Source organism: Actinocrispum wychmicini (genome assembly GCF_004345645.1).
Lineage (GTDB): Bacteria > Actinomycetota > Actinomycetes > Mycobacteriales > Pseudonocardiaceae > Kibdelosporangium > Kibdelosporangium wychmicini.
The window spans coordinates 1,085,475-1,110,057 of record NZ_SLWS01000002.1 but is presented as its reverse complement, the minus strand read 5'-3'; the positions used below and the strand labels follow the sequence as shown (position 1 = coordinate 1,110,057).

Genomic DNA, 24,583 nt, shown 5'->3' with positions numbered 1-24,583 from the left:
GGTTGCCGTGACCGATCCCGTACTTCCCCATGACCTGGTCGAGTTGAGTGCGGAGTTCTGGCGGTGGCGGGCGGCGACCGTGGCGGACACGCACGATGACGTCGTTCGCCTGGACCGACCACACGGCTGGCTACCGGACTGGTCCGCCAAGGCTGTCGCGGAGCGGCACGCGGCGCTCGACCGGTTCAGCCACCGGCTCAAAGAACTCCCGCCGCCTCGAACGACCGCGGAGGAGGTCGATCAGCGGTTGCTCGGCTGTGCGCTCGCCCGGGTCGGCTGGGAGTTGCGGTCGTTGCGTGCGTGGCAGGTCAGCCCGTACTTCTACGTTGAGCAGGCGCTGGGGCCGCTGTACACGTTCCTGCTGATCCGCCGTCCGTTCGACGACGACCGCGCCGGGCACGTGATCCGGCTGCTCGATTGCGTTCCGCGCACCCTCGCCCAGGCGCGGGCGAACCTGCCGGGTCACGCGGCCGGGCCGTTCACCCGGTACGCGGTGCGGATGCTCGGGTCCATCGAGGACCAGATGGCCGAGGTGATCGCCGGCCTGGCCGCGGTGTTGCCCACCGGGCACGTTCCGGCGTTCCGGGCTGCCGCGGCGGCGGCCACGCGGGCTCTGGTCGACTACCGGGGATGGCTTCGGACAACGCCGCCCACCGTGACCGAGACCACCGCCGTTGGGCCTGCGGCGTTCGCGTCCTTCCTGCACGGCGTCTCGTTGTGGCCGCATCCGGTCGAACAGTTACGCGTCATGGCCGCGCAGGAATGGCACCGGGCGGTCGCGACTGAGACGATCCTGCGCCATCGCTATCGGGATCTACCACCGGACGCGCTGTTTCCGAGCGCTGCCGCCGAAGTCGCCCAGCAGCATGGAGACGAGCTGGAGATGCGCCGCTTCTACCACGAACGGAACCTGCTCAGCCAGCCGGAAACCCTGCGGCACTACCGATTCGTCGAAATGCCGTCCTACCTCGCGCCCCTGGCTTGGCTGGGGGTGCCGCACGACCCCACCTCCCTCGCGAGGGCAGGCGAGGACGCGCTGCGTTACGTCCGCGAGCCGGCTCCCGACCTGCCGTACTTCGAACTGGCCAAGGCGACCGACCCGCGCACGTCGATCGTGCACGAAGGCGTGCACGCCCAACAGTTCGCTCTGTCCTGGCAGCACCCGGACCCGGTCCGCCGGCACCGCTTCGACTCGTTGCCCAGCGAGGGCATCGCCTTCTACAACGAGGAACTCATGCTGCTGTCCGGGTTGTTCGACGACCGGCCGCACAGTGCCCTGTTCCTCGTGAACTCGATGCGGCTGCGCGCCCTGCGAGCCGGGATCGACATCGACCTCGCCACCGGAGCCATCACCCTGGACCAGGCCGCGGACAAACTCGCCCGACTCGTGCCCCTCGACCAGTACACCGCCTGGGAGGACGCCGTCCTCTACGCCAGCAACCCCGGGGTCGGCCTGAGCTACCTGGCCGGTCGTGCCCAGATCCTCGACCTGTTCACCGCGTGCACCCAGCACCACGGCCCGGACTTCGACCTGCGTGCCTTCCACGACCGGCTCTGGCGTGCGGGAAACGTACCGTTGACGTTGCAGCGCCTGGAACTTCTCGGCCTACGCGACCATCTCGACAACGCCGACAAGCTCGGCGGTGGACCGTCAGCCCGGTGAGCCAGGACCGGTGAGCAGCTCGGCGATCAGGGTGGTGCCGGGTCCGGCGCGGCCGCCCGGTCCAGGGAGGACTGTCACCTGGTCGGCGTGGAGTTCGGCGCCGCAGTGGTCGCATGTGACGACCGGGGTGGTCTGATGACCGCAGGTCGCGTGCATCAGCAGCATGGGGGCGCCGTCGTCGGCCAGATGTTTGTCACCCCATGCGAGCAGGCTGAGGACCACGCCGTAGAAGTCCTTGCCGGACTCGGTGAGCTGATACTCGTGTCGCACGGGGTGGTGCTGATAGGGCTCCCGGACCACCAAACCCGCGTCCACCAGGCGATCCAGCCGCTCGGCCAGCACGTTCGTGGCCACGCCCAGGTCCCGGTACAACTGCTCGAACCGGTTCAGGCCAAGGAAAAGGTCCCGCAGCACCAGCAGCGCCCAGGGATCGGCGACCAGCCCAACGCTCCGGGCCACCGAACACGCCATCGTCGCGAAACGATCTCGTTTCACGATAGTGCGGCCGCTTCGTGTTGCCGCTGGACGGCGTCAGCCAGACGACTGGTGTCCTCCAGGACGTAGTCGTCGACCATCCGGCCCCAGCGCAGGGTGATCCACTGGACGGCTTCGTTGCGATAGGGAGTCCCGTCGGCCAGTGTCGCGACAATCGTGAGCCGGACCACGACGGTGGTACGCCACGGCCAGCCTCGGACCACCAGGTCGGTCAGGGTGATACGGAGTCCGGGGAAGAGCGCGAACAGGTCGCGGAACCATTGCTCGAACTCCGCCCGCCCGGTGAGATCCGCGGCCGGCGGGGCGTCGCCGACGAACCGGAAGTGCACATCAGGCGCGGCCATGGCGATGGCGGCGTGGTAGTCGCCCTGCCCGATCCGTGCCCACAGTTTGCGCACCTTGGCGCGCACGATCGCGTGGTACATGCCGGCCTCCGTCCCTTGCAACTAACAAGTGACCTCCACAGTAGAGAGGTGACTTGCTCGTTGCAAGGCACTGTGGATCGGCGACCTCGGCACGGCCCTAACGACCGGCGCGGTGCGCACGGCGCCAGAGGGCGGGCCAGCCGCCGTTTCCGAGCAGCGCCGCCGGGATGAGCAGGCCGTGCTCGGCGATGCGCTCCGCGAACAGTTGTACTGGTGCGCCGAGATCGGCCGCCGCTGTCAGTGCGTGCTGCCATGGTCCGTGCTCGTCGAACAGGTTGGTGGCGGGGAAGCCGGGTACCATTATCTTTCTTGCCGCGGTGAGCTGCACCACATTGTCCGTTGTGGACCTGGGTGCGCAGGTGGTCGCGATCGCCAGCGCGCACACCAGTTCGGGGGAGGGGCTGCGGGCCACAGATCGAGCCAACGCTTCACTGCCGGCCAGTTCACCCGTGGCCGCGCGGACCGCTCGTGCCACCGCGTCCATGGCGTAGGCCGGCGCGATTTCCGGCCGGCGCACGAGTGCGCGCAGCGTCCGCGGGAGGGCTGAGCCGTTGGTGAGCGTCGCGAGCCGGTCCTCTGGATCCAGCCTGCCCACTGCGGCGGCGAGCGGGCGAACGCGTGTCGCCTGCCACAGGACCAGCAGGTCGAGCCCGGCGTCCATGGCCGCATGAAGGAGTTCGACGTGCTTGGTCGGGCCGACGCGTTTGAGGGCGATCACCGCCGCGTCCGGGTCGAAATCGGCCGGCTGCCCAGGCCGTCCGAGACCACGCGCTAGCGCGGCGTAGGTGCGCTGCGCGGACACGGCTGGTGCCGACGCCAGTTCCCGCTCCACTGCCGAGACCAAGGCGACGATGAGATCGGCAGGCAAGCGCCCTGCTGCGGAACGGCGCGACGAGCCGCTCCGCGACCGTACAGGCGGTACGGGGAGCAGCGGCTCGGGTGCGGACGGTACGGGTGTCGTGAGTCCGTTCACCCACTGTTTGACGTGCTTTTCCAACGCTGGGGCGAGATTGTCGTTGAACCGCGCGCGCAGCTCGTGGATCAGCCAGCCGCCGGTGCGTCGCCGGATGTCGAGGTTGGCGACGATCCGGCCGGACGCCTTGTCGCGTAACGCCATCAGCACGCAGTGACCTCGGCGGGCCTGGTCGGCGTACCACGACTCGCCGATGCAGTTGCCCATGTAGCCGGACCATTCGGCCAGCTGCCGTGGATCGCGGCCCAGTTCCACGGACAGCGCGGTGCCCGGCACGACCTGAGTGTCCACAGCGGACACTTCGGGTGGGATCGGGAAGGCGCCGACACTGGCCTCGGCGATCACCGCGTCCGCGTTGACCCCGGCCACCAGTTCCGACCAACTGCCGCAACGGGGCGGCGGCGTCGCCCCGAACGCGACCAGCTGGGCCACCTCCGCGACGGCCAGCGGTACGGAGTCGGCAAGGGGCCGGTCCGGCGCCGGTGGGTCGTAGTCCAGGTCAGGCGCGGGCCGTGCGTGCCCCGCCGTGGCGGACTCGTTGCCGTAGAAGGGCGCCAGTGCGTCGGCGAGGTCGGCGAGCCAGAGCAGATCGTGCGGCGCTTCCACCGAGGCCGGATCCGCGGCGGGAACGGCGGCCAACCGTTGCGCAAGGGTCTGCGTCGGGCTGTCGGCGTGCGCGTCGGACAACGGCGGCTGCTCCCAACTGCCCGGCGCCCGCGAAAACCCCGCTGCGGCGCGCCACTGCCGTAGCTCGGCCGCCTGCCACGGCTTACAGGTGTCCCAGCAGTTGTGCAGCGGCTGATCAAGATAGCTGACGAATCTGGTCACCGCGTCGAAGACGACCACGCCGTAGTTGCGGGCCATGCCGACCCGTTCCCGCACGTGGATCTCGGTCCTCGGGGTGATCTCGTGCTCCGGCGGCAGTCGCTGAACCAGTTGGTGGACATAGCATCCTGGCCGCGCCGGATGGCTGTAGGCGCCCTCGGGCCGGCGTGCTGCCGCGGTCCGCTCGTTGTCGGTGAGGCAGGCGTCGGCCGCGACCAGTTCACTGTGGTGCTTCGCCGCGGCGGCCGCGAGACCGTCGTCCGAGAAGGTCCTGGCGAACCGCAACAACGCGGTCGCCGCGATGGCGTCGTGCAGGAGATCGCTGAGTTCCCGTGCCGTCCACCACGGCGGTGGCAGCCAGCGAGCCGCGGCGGCCAGCGTCGGGCGGCCGACCGCATGGGTCAGTTGCCGCAGGATCAACTCATCGAAGTGGTCACGGTGGCGGTCGCGGAGTTTGCCGATCCGATCGGCCCGGGTCTGCCCCGAAGGCAGGCGGTCCAGACGCCGTCGCTCGACCAGCCGCGCGCACACGTGATCCCACAGGCTGATGATCAGCGCCAGTCGCCGCGGTCGTTGACAGCTCTCCAGCACCCGCGACAGATGACCGGACAGTGTGGACGCCGCACCGCGGGGGAACGGGTCGATCCCGTCCGGGGCGCGCAGTGCGAGCAAGCGCTCCAACTGCTCCGGCCCGAGCAGGTCCGACGCCGCCGAGGCCAGTTGCAGCGCCGCCCAACGCTGCTCGGCGATCGCCGTGTTCGCGGCCGCGCCGACCCGCTTGGTCGCCGACGGCCCGAACAGCGCCACCAGGCTGCCGGTCCGATCGCCCAGCCGGTGTGCGCCATTGACGCCGAGGACCCGCAGCGCGGCGAGCACCGCGTCCCGCCGGTCACCGTGCGCGCCGGCCAGCCGTGCCGAGGTGAAGCCGCCGCCGAGATCGACGCCCGCCCCCGCGGCCGCTTCGGTCCCGTCGATCACCAGCAAGGTGAGCTGCCTGCTCGCCTCCTGCAGCACCGCGGGTTCCGCGTCGGCCGGGCCGACGGCGACGGCGGAACCAGGCGGGTGCGCGCCGACCCGGTCGTCGATCGGCCGGGGCATGGCTCTACCACCGGAGACGGGCAGCCAACACCGCAATCCAGTCCCGGTTGTCACGCCAAACGCCAGCTGTACGGACATCGCTCACCATCATTCCGTACCCGCGCCACCCGTTTTGGCATTTCACGGGGTTTTGCTGTAGCCGAGCGCCTCGACGATGCGTCCGTCGCGGATCTGCATGAGGTTGACGCCGGCCACCGAAGTGGACGACGCGTGGGCGTCGCCGAACACCTCGTTGACCTCGCCGTGCTTGAAGGTGACGTGCCACTTGATGACCGCGCGGTCGCCGAAGACGTACACGTCGTCCGGGGCGAAGCTGGTGTTCTCATCGGCGGCGAGGTCCTGCCAGAAGCCCAGGCAGGCGTCGAGCCCTTCGTACCGGGCGCCTTCGGGTGCGGGCTGTACCGACACCATCACGCAGTCGTCGGCGACCAGGCCGGTCAGCAGAGCGGGGTCGTGCCGCGTGAACGCGTCGTTGAACTGGGCGATGACCGCGGCGGTGGTGTTGTCGGACAACGGAATTCCTCCTGCGAGACGATGAACGTAGGAGTGATCCTGCGATGTGTGGGGAAGCCGGGCAATTCCCGCGAGGGAATGACGCCTGCGCCAGGTCGTCGATCGGGTCAGGAGTCTGGTACAAGATCTCCTGACCATCGGCATATCGGTGGGCAGCAAGGGGCTGACAAAGGGGGGAACAGTGTTCGTTCGGTGGATGTTGGTTGCGCTGATCGTCTTAACGGCATGTGGTGCGCCGGCACCAACGGATTCGAAGTCCGAGGCACCGCGTCCCGATCCGGTTATGGCGGACGGTTTGCGCAAGGTGCCGATGGCCAGCGGGTTCGGGTTGAGTTTCGTGCAACCGGAGACCGGATCGCAGATCCTGTGCCAGGCGTTGTCCACTGACCAGTGGCAGCGGCTGTTGGGCGCCGATGCCCGCCGGGTGCCGAACGTCGAGGGCACGGACAGCCGCTGCAAGATCACCGCCGGTCAACTGAGCATCGAGTTGTCGCTGTACCCCAGCCCTGACGTGTTCAGGGGCGTGGAGACCATCGCGGGCAGGCCCGCGGCGGTCCGCGAGGACAGCGGCGTGGCAATGGATGTCGCGATCGCCGACCGAGTCGCCCTCACGCTGGGCAGCGTTCAGTGGCCCGTCCTCACCTTGCGGACAACCGGTGATCTCGCCCTGGCCAGGAAGGTACTCGCCGACCTCGTGCCGGTGCTCGCCAAGCCGGGCGGTCCAGCCGTCAAGGCCGACACCGCCGGGCTGTTTCCGTTCGTCGCCACACCCTTCAGCCACGACGAGTTCCTGGACCTGCCAAAGCCCGTGCAGGCGTTGCAACTGTGCACCCTCGTCCAAGAGAAGTTCGGCGCTCAGGTGGTCAGCACGTCCGTCTTCGGCAATTGCGACTTCCGGTTGCCGGACGGCCGGTCACAGTCCATCGGAATGATGAGCGGGATGCCGATCGCCGCCGCCTACAACTCGCGGATCGCCGGCCGACCGGCCGCGGAACTCGGCGAGCCTGACCTCATCCGGCTTCGGGACGGAGTTCCGGTCGATCTGGCGGTCGGTGGGGGCAACCGGGACTTCGCCGAGAAACTCGTCCCGCTGCTTGTCTGAGTGCCAACTAATCACCTGTTGAACGCCGATGTCGCTGGGCTGGGTGGTTTGGGCGGGCGGCTGCGCACTCCCTGTGGGTTTGTCGGGTGATTCTCACCCAGTGGTGTCGTTGGGTTCGGGATGAGCGGTCACCCGGTTGAGAGGCCTTGTCACTGCTTTGGGTTCTCGGTCAAGGGAGTGGCGCTTGTCTCGGTTGCCGGGGTGATCACGGGATCGCAGCATTGCCGCACGGGTGGACTCGCTGCGCCCTCACTGGCTGTGACCTGCGCGGGTGAGGGCGAGGTGGTGTGGGAGGCGGCATGCTGGTGCGTCATGGTCGGCTCGGACGGGAACGGCTCCGCCGGTTGCGATCGGTGGTCGCCGTGGTGGTCGTGGTCCTCCTGCTGGGCGCTCCGGCCACAGCAACGGTGACCGAACCGGCCACCCCGACAGTGACGTCGACGCCAGACACCCCACAGGAGCACCCCTCGGCCACTGGCGGGCCGGCCACGAGCCTGCCGCCCGGAGCCGACGCCACGCCGGCCACCTCGGCCACTGGCCGGCCGCCACGGGCTACCGACACACCCACCACCTCGACCCCCAGCAGCTCGGCGGAGCCGACGGCGCCCGCCGCGTCGCCTGGGCCGCAGTCCCGGGGTGCGGGCACGGAGCGGCCGATCGGGCCGGTGCCGGTGTACTCCGGCCTCGCACACGGCGGCATCACCATGGCGGCCAACTCGGTGGTGCAGTGTGCCCCGGGGGTCTTCTGCGACGCCATGGCGAACAACGCGAACTCGGTGTCCTGGATCAAGGTCGACCCGGCCGCGCCGGGCAACACGGCGTCCACCGCGCGACTGAACCTCCCGGCCGGCGCCAAAGTGCTCAACGCGCGCCTGTACTGGCAGTTCAACCCAGTGGGCACCGGTGGCTTCCCGACCGGTTCCGGCGACGGCACCGTGGGCAACAAGGTCTCGGTGAAAGCGCCCGGGTCGACCACGTACACCAGCGTTACGGCCACCAGCTACGACTGGTTCGACGCCCTGGGTTCCGGCTTCCCGACGCTGTACGCGTACGGCGGCGCGGTGGACGTCACCAGCCTGGTGACCGCGGCGGGCGCCGGTGACTACACGGTCGCCGACATCCAGGCCTGCCAGGGACAGTCGGCCAACCGGTCGAGCAACCTCGGCTGCTGGGGCGGCTGGTCGCTCGTGGCGGCGTACGAACTGCCCAGCGAACCGTTGCGCTACCTGCAGGTCTGGGACGGCCTGCAGAAGGTGGCCGGCGGTGGTAGCCCGGCGAGCGCGGTCATCTCGTTGAGCGGCATCAAAGCCCCGGCGTCGCGCCAGCCCAACGTCGCCCTCGGCATCGTGGCGGGCGACGGCGACGCGAACATCACCGGCGACTACCTGGAGGTCGGCCAGGACGCCGCGTCGCTGCAACGGATCTCCGTGCCCGCGCCCGCGGGCGTGGTCACCAACAACGCTTTCAGCAGCCGGATCGACGAGGTGACCGCGACGGGTTCCGGGACGAACGTCACCACCCGCGACCCGAACCCGGTGAACAACGTCGGCTACGACTCCCGCACCATCGACATCACCGGCAAGGTCCCCGCGGGAGCCTCCCAGTTGCAGGTGAAGATCGGCACCACCGGTGACGCGCTCTACCCGCAGGTGGTGTGGCTAGTCACCGACGCGCTCGAACCGGACCTCCAGATCACCAAGGCCAACGACCCGCCTGGCAACACCAACGACGCCCCGCCCGGCTACGTCACCAAGGGCCAAGAGGTCGCGTACACGTTCGACGTCGCCAACAAGCACGCCGACGGCACCACCAACGACCTGGACACCGCGACCAACGTGGTGCTGACCGACACGTTGCCGGCCGGCGTGACGTACGTGGCGGGCTCGAATCCGGACTGCTCGGCGACCGGCCAGGTGGTGACCTGCCGGCTGCGTGACCTCGGGCCTGGCCAGTCCCAGCAGGTCGGCTTCAAGGTCAAGGTCGGCCCGGACGTGCCGGACGGCACCAAACTCGACAACACCGGCCAGCTCACCTTCCGCGGCAAGGACACCGGGCGCCCACAGGAGCGCACCTCCAACACCGTCCGCAACACGGTCACGTCGCCGAAGTACCAGCTGACCAAGTCGGTCGACCGCCCGGAGGCGGTGCCCGGCGACATCCTCACCTACACCGTCACGTTGCGGAACACCGGCTTCATCCCTGTGCCGGCCCTGACCGTGCGCGACACCCTCCCGCCGGGCACGAGCTACCTGTCCGCCACGCCGTCCAAGGGCACGGCAAGCGGCAGCGGCCCGATCGACTGGGCGGTGCCCGGGTTGGCGGTCGGCGAGACCGTGACGTTGACGGTCAAGGTCCGGGTTGAGGAGGCCGCGATCGGCAAGGACCTGGTGAACCGCGCCGCGGTGCCGATCGGCCCGCCGCCGGTGGTACCGCCGGACAACCGGTGCCCGGACGACCCGGCCGCGGCCTGCGTGACCACCAAGGTGCCTGCCCCGTCGTACACGGTGAAGAAAACCGCGGACAAGCAGTCCGCGAACCCAGGAGACACGGTCCGCTACACGGTCACCGTCACCAACACCGGGCGAGTCACCGCCGCCGGCCTCAAGATCGTCGACGACCTGACCGGGGTGCTGGACGACGCCGACTACCAGAACGACGCTTCGGCCACGACCGGCACGGTGTCCTACGCGACGCCGAAGGTGACCTGGGCGGGCTCACTCGCCGCTGGTGAGAAGGTCACGGTCACGTACTCGGTGAAGGTGAAGAAGCCGAACCCTGGCAACAACAAGCTGGTCAACGCGGTGTCTTCGGACAACCCGGGTGGGAACTGTCCGCCGGGCTCAACGGATCCCGATTGTTCGACCACGACTCCGGTGTCCGGGTTGGAGATCAAGAAGTCCGTCGACAAGTCTTCGGCTAATCCCGGTGACGTGGTGAAGTACACGGTGACGGTGAAGAACACCGGTCAGACTCCGTATTCCGGTGCGACGTTCACGGACGATTTGACGCAGGTTCTGGATGACGCGGACTATCAGAATGATGGCGCCGCAACGGTTGGTGCAGTGTCCTATGTGCCGCCAAAGCTGACGTGGACCGGGAACGTCGCGGTAGGTCAGACGGTCACCGTGACGTATTCGGTGAAGGTGAAGAACCCCAACCCCGGTGATCACAAGCTGATCAATGCGGTGTCTTCGGAGACGCCAGGTGGCGATTGTCCGCCTGGGTCGACGGATCCGGACTGCTCGACGACGACTCCGGTGTCTGGGCTGGAAATCAAGAAGGTAGCGGACAAGCCGTCTGCCAACCCGGGCGATGTCGTCAAGTACACGGTGACGGTGAAGAATACGGGTCAGACGCCGTATTCTGGCGCGACGTTCACTGACGATTTGACGCAGGTGTTGGATGACGCGGACTATCAGAATGATGGCGCCGCAACGGTGGGCTCGGTGTCGTACGCGGCGCCGAAGCTGACTTGGCGTGGGGATGTCCCTGTCGGGCAGACGGTGACGGTCACCTACAGCGTGAAGGTGAAGAAGCCGAACCCGGGCGACAACAAGCTGGTCAACGCGGTGTCTTCGGACACACCGGGCGGGAACTGTCCGCCAGGGTCGAAGGATCCGGCTTGTACGACCACAACTCCCGTGTCTGGTCTGGAGATCAAGAAGTCCGTCGACAAGTCTTCGGCCAATCCCGGTGACGTGGTGAAGTACACGGTGACTGTCCGGAACACCGGTCAGACGCCGTACTCTGGCGCGACGTTCACTGACGATTTGACGCAGGTTCTGGACGACGCGGACTACCAGAACGACGGTGCGGCGACGGCGGGCGCGGTCACGTACGCGGCGCCGAAGCTGACTTGGTCTGGGGATGTCGCTGTCGGCGGGACGGTGACAGTCACTTACAGCGTGAAGGTGAAGAATCCGAACCCTGGTGATCACAAGCTGATCAACGGGGTGTCTTCGGATACTCCGGGTGGCGATTGTCCGCCTGGTTCGACGGATCCTGATTGTTCGACGACGACTCCGGTGTCCGGCCTGGAAATCAAGAAGGTGGTGGACAAGGCGTCCGCCAACCCGGGTGATGTCGTGAAGTACACGGTGACCGTGAAGAACACTGGGCAGACGAAGCAGACCGGGGCCACCTTCACCGATGACCTGACCCAGGTTCTGGATGATGCGGACTATCAGAACGACGGCGCGGGGACAGCAGGTGTGGTCACGTACGCCGCGCCGAAACTGACGTGGGTCGGGGACATCCCTGTCGGCCAGACGGTCACGGTCACCTACAGCGTCAAGGTGAAGAACCCCAATCATGGTGACCACAAGCTGATCAACGCGATCTCCACGGACACACCGGGTGGCAACTGTCCGCCGGGGTCGACGGATCCGGATTGTTCGACGACGACTCCGGTGTCCGGACTGCTGATCAGGAAGGTCGCGGACAAGGAGTCGGCCGACCCGGGTGACGTGGTCAAGTACACGATCACAGTCAAGAACACCGGCCAGACCAGGCAGAACAGCGCTTCGTTCACCGACGATCTGACCCAGGTGCTGGACGACGCCGACTACCAGAACGACGCCGCGGCCACGACCGGCACGTTGTCCTACGCCGCGCCGAAGCTGAGCTGGAACGGTCCGCTTGGCATCGGGGAGCAGGCCACCGTCACGTACACGGTGAAGATCAAGAACCCCAACCCCGGCGACAAGAAGCTCACCAACGTCGTCACCTCCGACACCCCGGGCAACAACTGCCCGCCGGGGTCGACCGACCCGAACTGTACGACCACCCTGCCCAGCCGAGAACTGACCATCAAGAAGACCTCGGACAAGCAAAGCGCGAATCCGGGTGACGTGGTCACCTACACGGTCACCGTGACCAACACCGGAAAGATCGACCTCGTCGGCGCGGAAGCGGCGCGCGTCACCGACGACCTGACCGCCGTGCTCGACGACGCCGACTACCAGAACGACGCGAAAGCCTCGCCCGTCGCCGGCGGTTTCGTCTTCACCGCACCGAACCTGGTGTGGACCGGTGACCTTCTGGTGGGCCAGTCGACCACGCTGACCTACTCGGTCAAGGTCAAGAACCCGGTCACCGGCGACCACAAACTGCGCAACGGCGTCAGCTCCAACACCCCCGGCAACTGCCCGCCGGAATCGGACAACCCGGACTGTTCCACAACCACACCGGTGGCGGGACTGGAGATCAAGAAGACCGTTGACAAGTCCTCGGCCAACCCGGGTGATGTCGTCAAGTACACGGTGACGGTGAAGAACACCGGTCAGACCAAGCTGACGGGCGCGACGTTCACGGATGATCTGACGCAGGTCCTGGATGACGCGGACTACCAGAATGATGGCGCTGCAACGGCCGGGGCTGTGTCCTATGTGGCGCCGAAGCTGACGTGGACAGGTGATGTCGCTGTCGGTGAGACGGTGACGGTTACCTATAGCGTGAAGGTGAAGAAGCCGAACCCGGGCGACAACAAGCTGGTGAATGCGGTGTCTTCGGAGACGCCGGGTGGGAACTGTCCGCCGGGGTCGAAGGACCCGGCTTGTACGACCACAACGCCGGTGTCCGGGATGGAGATCAAGAAGACGGTCGACAAGACGTCGGTGAATCCCGGTGACGTGGTGAAGTACACGGTGACCGTGCGGAACACCGGTCAGACTCCGTACTCTGGTGCGACGTTCACGGATGATTTGACGCAGGTGTTGGATGATGCGGACTATCAGAACGACGGTGTGGCGACGGCAGGCGCGGTCACGTATGCGGCGCCGAAGTTGACGTGGTCTGGTGATGTCGCTGTGGGCGGGACGGTGACGGTTACGTACAGCGTGAAGGTGAAGAACCCGAACCCTGGCGATCACAAGCTGATCAACGCCGTTTCCTCGAAGACTCCGGGCGGGGATTGTCCGCCGGGTTCAACGGATCCTGATTGTTCGACGACCACGCTGGTGTCCGGCCTGGAGATCAAGAAGGTCGTTGACAAGTCCTCGGCCAATCCGGGCGATGTCGTGAAGTACACGGTGACAGTCAAGAACACGGGCCAGACTCCATACTCTGGTGCGACGTTCACGGATGATTTGACGCAGGTTCTGGACGATGCCGACTATCAGAACGACGTTGCGGCGACGGCGGGTGTGGTCACGTATGTTGCGCCGAAACTGTCGTGGTCTGGGGATGTTGCTGTCGGCGGGACGGTGGCGGTTACATACAGCGTGAAGGTGAAGAACCCCAACCCTGGCGACAACCGGCTCAAGAACGCGGTGTCGTCGGAGACGCCGGGTGGCGATTGTCCGCCGGGTTCAACAGATCCTGATTGTTCGACGACCACTCCGGTGTCTGGTTTGGAAATCAAGAAGACCGTCGACAAGTCCTCCGCCAATCCAGGCGATGTCGTGAAGTACACGGTAACCGTGAAGAACACCGGTCAGACGCCGTATTCCGGTGCGACGTTCACGGATGATCTGACGCAGGTGTTGGATGATGCCGACTATCAGAACGACGGTGCTGCGACCGCAGGTGTGGTCACGTATGCGGCGCCGAAGCTGACCTGGACCGGGGATGTCGCGGTCGGCGGAACGGTGACGGTTACGTACAGCGTGAGGGTGAAGAAGCCGAACCCAGGTGACAACAAGCTGGTCAACGTGGTGTCTTCGGATACGCCGGGTGGGAACTGTCCGCCGGGGTCGAAGGACCCGGCTTGTACGACGACAACGCCGGTTTCGGGGTTGGAGATCAAGAAGACCGTCGACAAGTCTTCGGTGAACCCAGGCGATGTCGTGAAGTACACGGTGACCGTGCGGAACACCGGTCAGACTCCGTACTCTGGTGCGACGTTCACCGATGATCTGACCCGGGTCCTGGATGATGCGGACTATCAGAATGATGGTGCGGCGACGGCGGGTGTGATCACGTATGCGGCGCCGAAGCTGACGTGGTCTGGGGATGTGGCTGTCGGCGGGATGGTGACAGTCACCTACAGCGTGAAGGTGAAGAACCCCAACCCTGGTGATCACAAGCTGGTGAATGCGGTGTCGTCGGAGACGCCGGGCGGCGATTGTCCGCCGGGTTCAACGGATCCTGATTGTTCGACGACCACTCCGGTGTCCGGGCTGGAGATCAAGAAGACTGTCGACAAGTCTTCGGTGAATCCTGGTGACGTGGTGAAGTACACGGTGACGGTGAAGAATACGGGTCAGACTCCGTACTCTGGTGCGACGTTCACGGATGATCTGACGCAGGTGTTGGATGATGCGGACTATCAGAATGACGCGGCGGCGACGGCTGGTTCGGTCATGTACACGCCGCCGAAGCTGACCTGGACGGGCGACCTCGCGATCGGCCAGACGGTCACGGTCACGTACAGCGTGAAGGTGAAGAACCCCAACCCTGGCGACAACCGCCTCAAGAACGCGGTGTCGTCGGAGACGCCGGGTGGCGATTGTCCGCCAGGTTCAACAGATCCTGATTGTTCGACGACGACCCCGGTGTCAGGGTTGGAGATCAAGAAGACCGTCGACAAGGCGTCCGCCAATCCGGGCGATGTCGTGAAGTACACGGTGACGGTGAAGAACACGGGTCAGACTCCATACTCCGGTGCGACGTTCACGGATGATCTGACACAGGTGTTGGATGACGCGGACTATCAGAACGACGGTGCCGCAACGGCTGGTTCGATCACCTATGCCGCACCGAAGCTGACGTGGACCGGGGATGTCGCTGTCGGCGGGACGGTGACGGTCACCTACAGCGTGAAGGTGAAGAAGCCGAACTCAGGTGATCACAAGCTGGTGAATGCGGTGTCGTCGGAGACGCCGGGTGGGGATTGTCCGCCTGGGTCGACGGATCCGGATTGTTCGACGACGACTCCGGTGTCGGGGTTGGAGATCAAGAAGACCGTCGACAAGACGTCGGCCAACCCGGGTGATGTCGTGAAGTACACGGTGACGGTCAGGAACACCGGTCAGACCACACTGGACGGTGCCACCTTCACCGACGACCTGAGTGGCGTGCTCGACGACGCCACGTACAGCGGTGACGCGAAGGCCACAGTGGGCACGGTGACGTACGCCGAGCCCAAGCTCACCTGGAAGGGCGACCTCGGTCCTGGGGTGTCGGCCGTAGTCAACTACAGCGTGACCGTCAAGTCGCCGCCGACCGGTGATCGCAGGCTCCGCAACGTGGTCACGTCCGATACCCCGGGTGGGGATTGCCCGCCTGGGTCGACCGATCCCGACTGCGGTACGGACACGTCGGTGCCTCCGGACAATCCGCCGCCGCCGTTGCCGGTCCGGCCGCCGTCGCTGGCCGGCACGGGTTACCCGCTGATCACGCAGTCGCTGCTCGCCGGCGGGTTGCTGGTGCTCGGTGGGCTGCTGGTCTTCGCAGGTCGGAGGCCACGTCGACGTCGGTCCTGAGATATATCGGTTGTGGATATATCCAAGTTGGACCATACTGCCGCCATGAGTGACATCCGCGCGTGGTGGGCCCACCGGCAGGGGCTTGACGGCACGATGGCGAAGTGCGGGCCGGCGGACGTCCTCGCCGGCGCGGGGTGGGCGCGTTCGGTCGGTGGCGCCAACCCGTACCTCAGTCTCTGGGCACGTGCCGGCAGCACCCGCAGCGAGGTCGACGCGGCCATGGCCGACCTGGAGCTGTACGAACTGCCGGCGGCCCGCGGATGCACCTACGTCGTGCCACGCGCGCATTTCGCACTGGCCCTCCAGGTCGGCCGAAACGAGGCCGAGATCCAGACGCTGGGCAAGCTGGGCGTCACCCGTGCCGAGGTGGATTCGCTGTGCACCGCGGTGCTTGAGGTGGTCGGCGACGAGCCGATCGATCCCGCGCAGCTGAAGACCGTTCTGGGCGACAAAGTCCGCAACCTGGGCGACGAGGGCCGCCGCCGTGGCGCGACCACCACACTGCCGGCTGTGCTGGGATTCTTGCAGGGCAAGGGTCAACTGCGTCGAGTGCCGCGCAACGGTCGACTCGACCAGCAGCAGTACGGCTACGTTCGGTGGGACGCGCCGGACACCGGCCTGACCGACGAAGCGGCCAGGGCCGAGCTGGCCAGGCTGTACTTCCAGTGGACCGGCCCGGCCAGCGTGGCGCACTTCCGGTGGTTCAGCGGACTGTCCGCGGCGGCGGCCAAAGCCGCGGTCGCCGGGCTCGAACTGGTGGACGTCGGTGACGGGCTGCTGCCGGCGGACCTGGTGGACGAGTACCGCGATTTCCAGTCGCCCACGACGCCCACGTACCGACTGCTGGCCAACTTCGACGCGGTGGTGCTGCTGCGCCGCGACCACCAGGCGTTGATCGACGGCGAAGTGGTCCTGCCCGGCGGTGAACCAGTGACCGGTGCGACGTACCTCGCGGACCACCCGATCGTCGACAGAGGACGGATCGTCGGGCTCTGGCAGTACGATCCGGACACTGAAAAGGTTGTGTGGTGGGCGTTCGAACCGCCCGAGGACCTGGACGCCCTGCGCGCGGCCGTGACCGAGACCGAGACGTTCGTCCGTGACCACCTCGGTGACGTCCGCAGCGGTGGGCTCGACAGCCCCAAGTCCCGACAAGGACGGCTGGCGACACTCAGCTCGTGGAGGTCGTGACGGCCCGGCCGGGGTCGCCGGCCGGGCCATCAGTCGTTCACCGGTCTACTTGGCCGCCCCGCGACGCCGGCCGAACACGAACAGCACGCCGCCCAGCGCCAGCACGGCGACGCCGATCACGGTCGGCCAGAGCACCGACGCGCCCGTGTTGGCGAGCCCGTGCGTGTCCGACACGTTCGCGGCCGGCGAGACCGCGGGTGTGGTCGGGGTGTCGGTCGGCTGGTGCGAAGCCTTGCACGCCACTGTGACGGTTTGGGATTGGTCGATCTTGGTGTCCCCCTTGACGAAGACCCGCACGGTGTAGGTGCCGTCCGCGAACGGGACCTCGTCGTAGGGGATCCCGTAGTTCTGCTCGCCCTGCCCGGTGCTGAGCTGGGTCTCGGTCCGGTCAGCCTCGCCAGTGACCGTGATGGTGTAGTCCTGCTTCTCCGCCGTCCGCGCGAACGCCCTGATGGTGAGCAGGCCGCCCTTGCTCGCGTCGCACCGCTGGAACACCTGCAACGGCCCGGTGACCGGGCCCTGGATCTCACCGCAGCGGTCCAGTTCGGACTTCTCCGTCACGATCCCGTCGACGGGCTTGCCGTCCTTGACCAACTGGACCTGCGCCTTGTACGTGCCGCCGGGGATGTCCTTGAACTCCACCGGATCGCCGGCCTGCCCGGCCGCGACCGTCACATTCGAGGTCTTGAACTCCTTGTAGTCCTCGCCGCCCGCGTTCTTCAGCAGAGTCACCTTGTAGGTGAACGTGTTCGCGTCCGCCGCCTGCTGGGCGGCAGGAGAGGCCGGTGGCTGCGGATCGTGCCTGTCGGTGACCGTCACCCTGGCGTCGCCGATGCCGGGACCGGAGCCGGGCGCCTCCGGGATCAGACACCCGAAGTCGCGGTCCACAGTGGGCACATCCGGGTTGGTGTCCGCGGCCGCGCGCTTGGCGGCCTTGGCGGGTTTGTGTCCGTGCTTGAGCGGTGCGTGATCGCCGGGCTTGGCGGCGACCGCGACGCCGGACGCACCGACAACGGCGAACCCGACCAGACCGGCCAGTAGAACGTTACGCGCGGGCCGAGCGGCCGCGCGAATGAAGCTGCGCAAGGAATCTCCCCTGTCGACTGTCGACCAGATGTCCGAAAACGGAGTCGCCGACACTTTTCCGCCGGGTCACCGCCCGCAACAGGGGGCCAGCTCCTACTTAGTCCGGGAAACCATCCCGGGTCTGCCGTCAGGTGGTGGTGCGCCGGAAGGCCGTGCGGTAGTCCCGTGGACGTTGGCCGGTGTGTTTGGCGAAGAGGGCGGCGAAGGCGCTGGCGTCTCGGTAGCCGACCGCGGTGGTGATGCTGGCGACGGTTCGGTCTGTCGTCTCCAGGAGGTGGCGTGCCCGGCGGATGCGTGCGGACTGCAGGTAGTCGAGGGGGCTCTGGTTGGTTTCGTCCGCGAACCGTCGTAGCAGTGTGCGGGTGCTGACGTTGAAGGTGTCGGCCAGGGCCGCGAGGTTGTATCGGGCGGCGAGGTTCTGGTCGAGTTGGCGCATCACCCTGTGGGAGAATTCGTTGCCCGGCGGTGGAAGTAGTTGCGCGTCGACGTACGGGGTCTGGGACGATCGTGCGTCGTCGACGAGCGCGATCCGTGCGGTCGTGCGTGCCACGCGGGGGCCGCTGTGCCTGCGGATCAGGTCGAGGGCGAAGTCGTACATGGCGCTGAAGGCCGCGGTGGTTGTCACACCTTTGTCCGTGACGACCAGTTGTTCGGGGTGGACTTCGGTGTCGGGGCAGCGTCGGGCCAGTTCGTCCGCGAACAGCCAGGCGGTCGTGGCGCGGCGTTGGTGCAGAAGTCCGGCCTGGGCGAGGAGGAACGCGCCGACGCAGATCGAGACGACGGCGTTGCCGGTGGCCGCGTGGGCGCGGATCGCGGCGACTTCGGGGGCGAGGCGGGCGAGGGTCGCGTCCACATCGAGGCCAGGCACGAGTTCGAAGCCGGGCACGACCAGGACGTCAAGCTCGCGCAGCGCTGTCACGGCCAACGGCACACCGCCCGACGCGGTGACCCGCCGACGAGGTGAGACGACCGTCACCTGGTATCCGGCGCGATCCGGGCCAGCGATGTGGGTGGCCATCGTCACCAGGTCGGGGATGCCGAACACCTCGGACGCGAAACAGCCTGGATAGGCCAGGACACCGATCCGCAGTGCGCTCACGCTCACCCTCCCGTGTCGACAGGGCTCATTCCAGCACGGCGCCCGCCATCACCCTGGGGGCGAGCCCGCTTCGTGGATGGTCATAATGCTCACAGCCGAGGCACTGACCAGGCATGATGAGGGCGAGAGTGTGATCTAGCACTGCTAGAATATTTGTCAACGCTCTGGTAGCGTCGACATCGTTCCTAGCGGTGCTAGAACCCGGACCACTCCCACCACACCACGGAAACACAGTGAAAAAGATCTACTACGCAGCGCACATCTACATGATTCTCGGCCTGGTCGGCGGCCTTTACTACCGTGAGCTGACCAAACTGAACGACTTCACCGGCGACAGCCAGCTGGGGGTCGTGCACACCCACCTGCTCGCGCTCGGCATGCTGTTCTTCCTGATCGTCCTGGTCCTGGAGAAGGTGTTCACGCTCACCGCCGGCAAGCTGTTCTCCTGGTTCTTCTGGGTCTACAACGCGGGCCTCGCGCTGACCGTCGTGATGATGACGCTCCGTGGCTCCCTGACGGTCGTGGGCACCAAGCTCAGCTCCGGAGCGGACTCCGCGCTCAGCGGCATCTCCGGTCTTGGCCACATCGCGCTGACCCTGGGCCTGATCTTCTTCTTCATCAACCTCGGCAAGGTGCTCCCGGCCAGCCGCCGCGCCGGCGAGACCGCGGCGGCGAAGACGACCGAGTGACCAGGCCGGCATCGGTTGATCAGGTGGTGATCGGGCGGCGGGTTCGGCCTCGTTTGAATTCGAAGAACCCGTCGGTCTCCGACAGGAGCAGGATGCCGTCCCACAGCTTCCCGGCGGCCTCACCACGCGGCACCGGGCTGACGACCGGGCCGAAGAACGCGTTGACGGTGCCGTCCTGGCCGGGCAGGTGGATCGCCGGGACGCCGAGGTCCTCGGCGATCGGGTCCAGGGCGGCGCGGTTGCCGGCGAGCAGGTCCGCGTCCAGTTCAGTGCTGTCCGCCGCGTCCGCCAGCTCGGTGGGCAGGCCAACCTCAGCGAGCGCGGCCACCGACAGCTCCCGGTCGATGGGCGCCTTGGCGTGGTGGATGCGGGTGCCGATCGCGGTGTAGAGGTCGCGCAGCACGTCGTTGCCGTGTGCGCGTTCGGCGGCCAGCATCACCCTGGCCGGGCCCCAGCGCTGGTCCAGCCAGGTCCGGTACCAGTCGTCGACGTCCCGGCCGTCGTTGTGGATGGCGAGGCTGAACACGTGGAAGCGGGTGTGTACCGCACGTACCCGTTCCACCTCCAGCAGCCAGCGGGAACCGATCCACGCCCACGGGCACACCGGGTCGAACCACATGTCAACGGTTGTCACGGCAGTGACCCTAGGTGTCGAATTGGTCGGGGCGAAGGGCCAATTCCAGGTCAGTCAACCAGACCAATGGCCAGCGGCAATTGGGAAGAACAGGCCACCAACGGCCCTACGCGTCGGGTGCCCTGTTCGGGATGGTCGGGGTGGTTGTCCCTATTCCCTGCTGGAGGCAGCAACCATGGGAAGAACCCGCACCTTCACCACCCTGGCCGTTGGCTCCCTGCTGGCCGGCCTGATCACGGTCACCCCGGCGAGCGCGGCGCCGGTGCTGGCCGCGCCGGACATCTCGGTCGCCAACGTCCAGGCACACCAGGCCCGCCTGCAGACCATCGCCAACCAGAACGGCGGCAACCGGGCACACGGCCGGCCGGGCTTCCGTGCGTCCATCGACTTCGTCCAGGGCCAGCTCAACGCCGCCGGCTACACCACGAGGCTGGTGCAGTTCACCTCCAACGGCGCGACCGGCTGGGACCTGATCGCGGACTGGCCGGGCGGCGACGGCAACAACATCCTGATGTCCGGCAGCCACCTGGACAGCGTCAACGCCGGGCCCGGCATCAACGACAACGGCTCCGGATCCGCCGCGCTGCTGGAGATCGCGCTCACCGTGTCCCGGATGAACGTCCACCCGCAGCGGCACCTGCGGTTCGGCTGGTGGGGCGCTGAGGAACTGGGGCTGGTCGGCTCCACGTTCTACGTCAACAACCTGGCGCGCACCGAGCGGGCGAAGATCAAGGGATACCTGAACTTCGACATGCTCGGCTCGCCCAACCCGGGCTACTTCGTCTATGACAGCGCGGGTCAGCCGACCGGGTCCACCACCCTGCAGCACGCCCTGGAAGCGCACTTCACCGCCCTCGGCGTGCCCACCGAGCTGATCTCGGTCGGCGGGCGTTCGGACCACGCCGCGTTCGCGCGGGCCGGCATCCCCACCGGTGGCCTGTTCACCGGTGCCGAGGTGATCAAGACCGCGGCCCAGGCGCAGAAGTGGGGCGGCACAAGCGGTGTGGCGTTCGACCGCTGCTACCACCGCTCGTGTGACACGTCGACCAACGTCAACGTGACCGCGCTGGACCGGATGGTCGACGCCGTGGCCGACGCGATCTGGTCGCTGTCCGGCGTACCGGTGGCGGCACACTAGTATTGTCCACTGTGGACGTCGGTTGCCTCGGCAGCCGGCGTCCGCGGCAGCTGCCGATTTCCGTCGATCGTCTGGTGACAGCGGGATTGTCGCGGGCTAGCGTGCTGGTCAAGGGGTTCCCTGGCGAGGTGCGCTATGGTCGGTCCGCGTCGGTTACGGTCTCGTTTTGTCCGTGTGGTGGGAATTGTCGCTGTTGTGGTGTTCGCCGGCGGCATGTTGACGTCGGCGACGGCGCAGGTGATCGGGCCGGAGGAAGCGGATCACGACGCCGACAGCGGTCAGGTCGAGGAGGACGAGGACGACGGCGGTCCGCAGGCGCCGGTCGACTTCCTCAACGACCGGTTCACGTCGTTCCAGGACGTCACCGACGACCAGGTCGAGCAGGCCGTCGCGCAGGCCGCGACGTTCGGCGAGAACGGCAACACCTGGCGCCTGGTCGGGCCGTCCAACATCGGCGGGCGGGTGACCGGGCTCGTAGTCGATCCCAGGCGCCCCAACACGATCTACGTCGCGGCGTCCGGTGGTGGCGTGTGGCGCAGCACGGACGCCGCCGCCACGTTCCAACCCGCGTGGCCGTCCGGACAGACACAGACGCTCGGTTCCCTGGCGATGGGCCGGGACGGCACGTTGTGGGCGGGCACGGGTGAGGCCAACCCGTCCGGCGGCGGGCTGACGTACTTCGGAAACGGTGTGTACCGGTCGACCGACGGCGGCCGTTCCTGGGACAACTGGGGCCTGACCCGCAGCGGATCCATCGGCGCGATCCTGACCGACCCGGTCGACTCCAGGCGGGTGTACGTGGCCGCGACCGGCAACCTGTCCGGAACGGCCCGGCAGCGCGGCATCTACCGGCTGGCCGACAACGGCCGCGACTGGCGGCTTGTGCTGCCGACGCCGAACAACACGACCGGTGGCGTCGACCTGGCGATGGACCCCACCAACCACAACCGGATCTACGCCGTGCTGTGGGACCATCAGCGCAACAACGGCGCCCGCGTCTACGGCGGTGTCGGCTCCGGACTGTTCCGTTCGGACAACGCGGGCGAGACGTGGACACGGCTGGAGAACGTGATCGGCACGGCGCCGACCGACCAGGCCGGCACCGGATTGCGCAGCGACGCCAGCCTCGGCCGAATAGGCGTCGTCGTCGCGCCGAACGACCCGAACCGCGTCTACGTCGTGTCCGCCACGCAGTACGGCCCGGACAAGGGTTTCTATGTGTCCAACGACGGCGGGACCACGTTCACGCCGAGTGGGCACGCCGGCGGCAGCAGCGGCTACGCCTGGTGGTTCGGCCGGTTGTGGGTCGACCCGAAGGACGAGAACCACTTGTACGACGCGGACGTGAACCTCCGCGAATCCACCGACGGTGGCGTGACCTGGCACGTGTCGGCCGGTGTGCACGCCGACCAGCACGCGATGCAGTGGGACCCGAACCAGCCCGGCCGGATCTACCTCGGCAACGACGGCGGTGTCTACCATTCGGACACGAACGGCACGTCGACCAGTTGGGTGCACGCCACTTATGAGCCGTTCAACCAGTCGTACCACCTCGCGGTGGCGCGGGACGATCCCACCCGGCTGGCCACCGGCCTGCAGGACAACGGCAGCGTCCGGACCTGGACGGCCACCACGCCGCCGGGCGACCTCACCCAGTGGAACGCCTATGGCGGCGGAGACGGCCACGAGGTGCTGATCGATCCCACCAACCACAACACGTACTACGAGTGCTCCCAGGTCGGTTCGTGCCGGCGACACCAGGACATGGACGGCACGTCCATGACGATCAACCTCGGCGCCCGGCACTCCACCCGGACCACCACGGACGCGCCGATCGTGCTGGATCCCACCAACCCGGCCGTCGTGTACTTCGGCGGGAACGTGCTGGACCGCTCCACCGACTTCGGCAACAACTTCACCCAGATCAGTCCGCCCGGCGACTTCCTGACCGGTCCGGTGCCGCCGAAGGAGGACGACAAGGGACCGTTCTACGCCAACGAGTACGCGACCATCACGTGGATCGCGCCGGCGAAGACCGACCCGAACACGATCTACCTCGGCACGGACACCGGCCGGCTGTGGAGGACCAACGACCTGGGCGCGCACTGGACGGAGTTCACCGGCAAGGGATTGCCGACGCGGTGGGTCAATGCGATCGTGGTCGACCCCACCGACGCGCGGCACGTGTTCGTGGCGTTCTCCGGCTACCGCGAGGGCGATCTCGCCGCGAACATCTGGGAGACGGAGAACGGCGGGCGGTCGTGGGACAACATCAGCGGCCGGTTGCCGAACGGTCCGGTCGAGATGCTCACCTACGACCAGCCAAGGCGACGGCTCTACGCAGCCACTGACCTCGGCGTGTTCGTCAACCGCGACGGCCGGAGCTCCTGGCGGCGGGTCGGCCGGGGGCTGCCGAACACGTCCGTTCTGGACATCAAGATCACGGGCGACGGACGCACGCTGTACGCCGCTACTTTTGGTCGGAGCGTGTGGTCTGTGCGGATCGACGACTAGCTTGCCGCACCGCCCACACGACGGCGCCGAGCACGAAACCATAGACCGCCATCAGCCCATGCGCGTTGTCCTGCGCGAACCACATCACCAGACCCAGTACCACGACCCCGGCCGCGATCAGTCGCTCCTTCGTGACCCGCGTGCGCACCAGCAGCGGCACGGCGAGCGTCGCGGCGAGGAAGTACGTCACGCCTGAGCTGCCCGCGAAGTTCCGCGGCTCGGACGAGACGCTCGCGATCCCCAACAGGGAGTCGATGTGGTGGGGCAGCAGGATTCCGGCCAGGAACAGGGCGAGGGTGATGCTGCCGCCCCAGAACCACTCGGCGAGGGCGGCGACGATCGCGATGGTGGCGATGTTCCACGCGCTGCCGACGATCCCGCCGTTCTGCATGAACACCGAGGTGACCACTCGCCACCAGCCGGTCTTCGCGGGGTCGTTGTCCAGCGCGGCCATCGCCCCGGACCAGGTCAGCTGGAGCACCACCCCGATCACGACGAGGCCGGTCAGCGCGATCGCGACCCACGGGATCGGGCGCCGGGTGATGGTGTCCCGGCCGACGAGCGCGAGGCCACTGTTGACCATCACGACCATCAGCAGGGCCGTGGTCAGGTTGTACACGATCGCAGCCATTCCGAACCTCGTTTTAAACAGTGTTTGAATCCGTTGGGGGCGACTGTAGCCTGGATTCAAACGATGTTCAAAAATGCGATA

Annotated in this window: 15 protein-coding genes; 7 read left to right on the top strand and 8 right to left on the bottom strand. The window is 67.1% G+C overall.

What is annotated here, in order from left to right; genetic code table 11:
• Positions 1 to 7 precede the first annotated feature (7 nt).
• A complete protein-coding gene (locus tag EV192_RS13355; protein ID WP_132114843.1) occupies positions 8 to 1,663 on the top strand; it encodes a DUF885 family protein in 1,656 nt (551 codons plus the stop codon).
• Here the strand turns inward: EV192_RS13355 and EV192_RS13350 are convergent.
• The 4 genes from EV192_RS13350 to EV192_RS13335 all read right to left on the bottom strand — a co-directional run bounded on the left by EV192_RS13350 (position 1,652) and on the right by EV192_RS13335 (position 5,992).
• The gene (locus EV192_RS13350) at positions 1,652 to 2,122 is read right to left on the bottom strand and encodes a winged helix-turn-helix transcriptional regulator (RefSeq protein ID WP_207926009.1); all 471 of its coding nucleotides are present in this window, start codon (positions 2,120 to 2,122) and stop codon (positions 1,652 to 1,654) included. The genes EV192_RS13355 and EV192_RS13350 overlap by 12 nt on opposite strands.
• 32 nt (positions 2,123 to 2,154) lie before the next feature.
• On the bottom strand, positions 2,155 to 2,583 hold the full coding sequence (locus tag EV192_RS13345; RefSeq protein ID WP_132114839.1) for a nuclear transport factor 2 family protein: 429 nt from the start codon (positions 2,581 to 2,583) through the stop codon (positions 2,155 to 2,157).
• Between the two features lie 97 nt (positions 2,584 to 2,680).
• A complete protein-coding gene (locus EV192_RS13340; protein ID WP_132114837.1) occupies positions 2,681 to 5,479 on the bottom strand; it encodes a hypothetical protein in 2,799 nt (932 codons plus the stop codon).
• Positions 5,480 to 5,599: 120 nt separating this feature from the next.
• A complete protein-coding gene (locus tag EV192_RS13335; RefSeq protein ID WP_207926008.1) occupies positions 5,600 to 5,992 on the bottom strand; it encodes a nuclear transport factor 2 family protein in 393 nt (130 codons plus the stop codon).
• Between the two features lie 283 nt (positions 5,993 to 6,275).
• On the opposite strand from EV192_RS13335, the gene EV192_RS13330 reads away from it, so the two are divergent.
• From EV192_RS13330 to EV192_RS13320, 3 genes are all read left to right on the top strand, one after another.
• Complete coding sequence (locus tag EV192_RS13330) at positions 6,276 to 7,094, top strand: hypothetical protein (protein WP_132114835.1); 819 nt, start codon at positions 6,276 to 6,278, stop codon at positions 7,092 to 7,094.
• Between the two features lie 299 nt (positions 7,095 to 7,393).
• Entirely contained in the window at positions 7,394 to 15,517 is an 8,124-nt protein-coding gene (locus tag EV192_RS13325; RefSeq protein WP_243726802.1) for a DUF7927 domain-containing protein, read from the top strand.
• Between the two features lie 45 nt (positions 15,518 to 15,562).
• Positions 15,563 to 16,711 carry a DNA glycosylase AlkZ-like family protein gene (locus tag EV192_RS13320; protein ID WP_132114833.1) on the top strand — a complete coding sequence of 383 codons (1,149 nt, stop codon included), beginning with the start codon at positions 15,563 to 15,565 and terminating at the stop codon, positions 16,709 to 16,711.
• A gap of 45 nt (positions 16,712 to 16,756) precedes the next feature.
• On the opposite strand, the gene EV192_RS13315 is transcribed toward EV192_RS13320, so the two are convergent.
• Both EV192_RS13315 and EV192_RS13310 read right to left on the bottom strand, forming a co-directional pair.
• Entirely contained in the window at positions 16,757 to 17,797 is a 1,041-nt protein-coding gene (locus tag EV192_RS13315; RefSeq protein ID WP_165960364.1) for an LPXTG cell wall anchor domain-containing protein, read from the bottom strand.
• A 127-nt stretch (positions 17,798 to 17,924) separates the two neighbouring features.
• A complete protein-coding gene (locus tag EV192_RS13310; RefSeq protein ID WP_132114829.1) occupies positions 17,925 to 18,896 on the bottom strand; it encodes a GlxA family transcriptional regulator in 972 nt (323 codons plus the stop codon).
• Positions 18,897 to 19,129: 233 nt separating this feature from the next.
• Here EV192_RS13310 and EV192_RS13305 point away from each other — a divergent pair, with 233 nt between their 5' ends.
• Positions 19,130 to 19,585, top strand: coding sequence for a DUF2871 domain-containing protein (locus tag EV192_RS13305; RefSeq protein ID WP_132114827.1), 456 nt, complete (start codon positions 19,130 to 19,132; stop codon positions 19,583 to 19,585).
• Between the two features lie 19 nt (positions 19,586 to 19,604).
• Here EV192_RS13305 and EV192_RS13300 read toward each other — a convergent pair whose 3' ends face one another.
• Positions 19,605 to 20,219: a DsbA family protein gene (locus EV192_RS13300; RefSeq protein ID WP_243726801.1), complete on the bottom strand. Its 615-nt coding sequence runs from the start codon at positions 20,217 to 20,219 to the stop codon at positions 19,605 to 19,607.
• Positions 20,220 to 20,394: 175 nt separating this feature from the next.
• Here EV192_RS13300 and EV192_RS13295 point away from each other — a divergent pair, with 175 nt between their 5' ends.
• Positions 20,395 to 21,357, top strand: a complete 963-nt coding sequence (locus tag EV192_RS13295) for a M28 family metallopeptidase (RefSeq protein ID WP_132114825.1) — start codon at positions 20,395 to 20,397, stop codon at positions 21,355 to 21,357.
• A gap of 177 nt (positions 21,358 to 21,534) precedes the next feature.
• Positions 21,535 to 23,871 (top strand): WD40/YVTN/BNR-like repeat-containing protein, encoded by a 2,337-nt coding sequence (locus EV192_RS13290; RefSeq protein ID WP_132114823.1) that lies wholly within the window; start codon positions 21,535 to 21,537, stop codon positions 23,869 to 23,871.
• On the opposite strand, the gene EV192_RS13285 is transcribed toward EV192_RS13290, so the two are convergent.
• Positions 23,828 to 24,502 (bottom strand): hypothetical protein, encoded by a 675-nt coding sequence (locus EV192_RS13285; protein WP_132114821.1) that lies wholly within the window; start codon positions 24,500 to 24,502, stop codon positions 23,828 to 23,830. The two genes, EV192_RS13290 and EV192_RS13285, sit on opposite strands and share 44 nt — an antisense overlap.
• Positions 24,503 to 24,583 lie beyond the last annotated feature (81 nt).

Bases quoted from the DNA above. Each gene is read 5' to 3' on its own strand.
- EV192_RS13345 (WP_132114839.1), bottom strand. From the start codon at position 2,583: ATGTACCACGCGATCGTGCGCGCCAAGGTGCGCAAACTGTGGGCACGG.
- EV192_RS13340 (WP_132114837.1), bottom strand. From the start codon at position 5,479: ATGCCCCGGCCGATCGACGACCGGGTCGGCGCGCACCCGCCTGGTTCC.
- EV192_RS13330 (WP_132114835.1), top strand. From the start codon at position 6,276: ATGGCGGACGGTTTGCGCAAGGTGCCGATGGCCAGCGGGTTCGGGTTG.
- EV192_RS13325 (WP_243726802.1), top strand. From the start codon at position 7,394: ATGCTGGTGCGTCATGGTCGGCTCGGACGGGAACGGCTCCGCCGGTTG.
- EV192_RS13320 (WP_132114833.1), top strand. From the start codon at position 15,563: ATGAGTGACATCCGCGCGTGGTGGGCCCACCGGCAGGGGCTTGACGGC.
- EV192_RS13295 (WP_132114825.1), top strand. From the start codon at position 20,395: ATGGGAAGAACCCGCACCTTCACCACCCTGGCCGTTGGCTCCCTGCTG.
- EV192_RS13285 (WP_132114821.1), bottom strand. From the start codon at position 24,502: ATGGCTGCGATCGTGTACAACCTGACCACGGCCCTGCTGATGGTCGTG.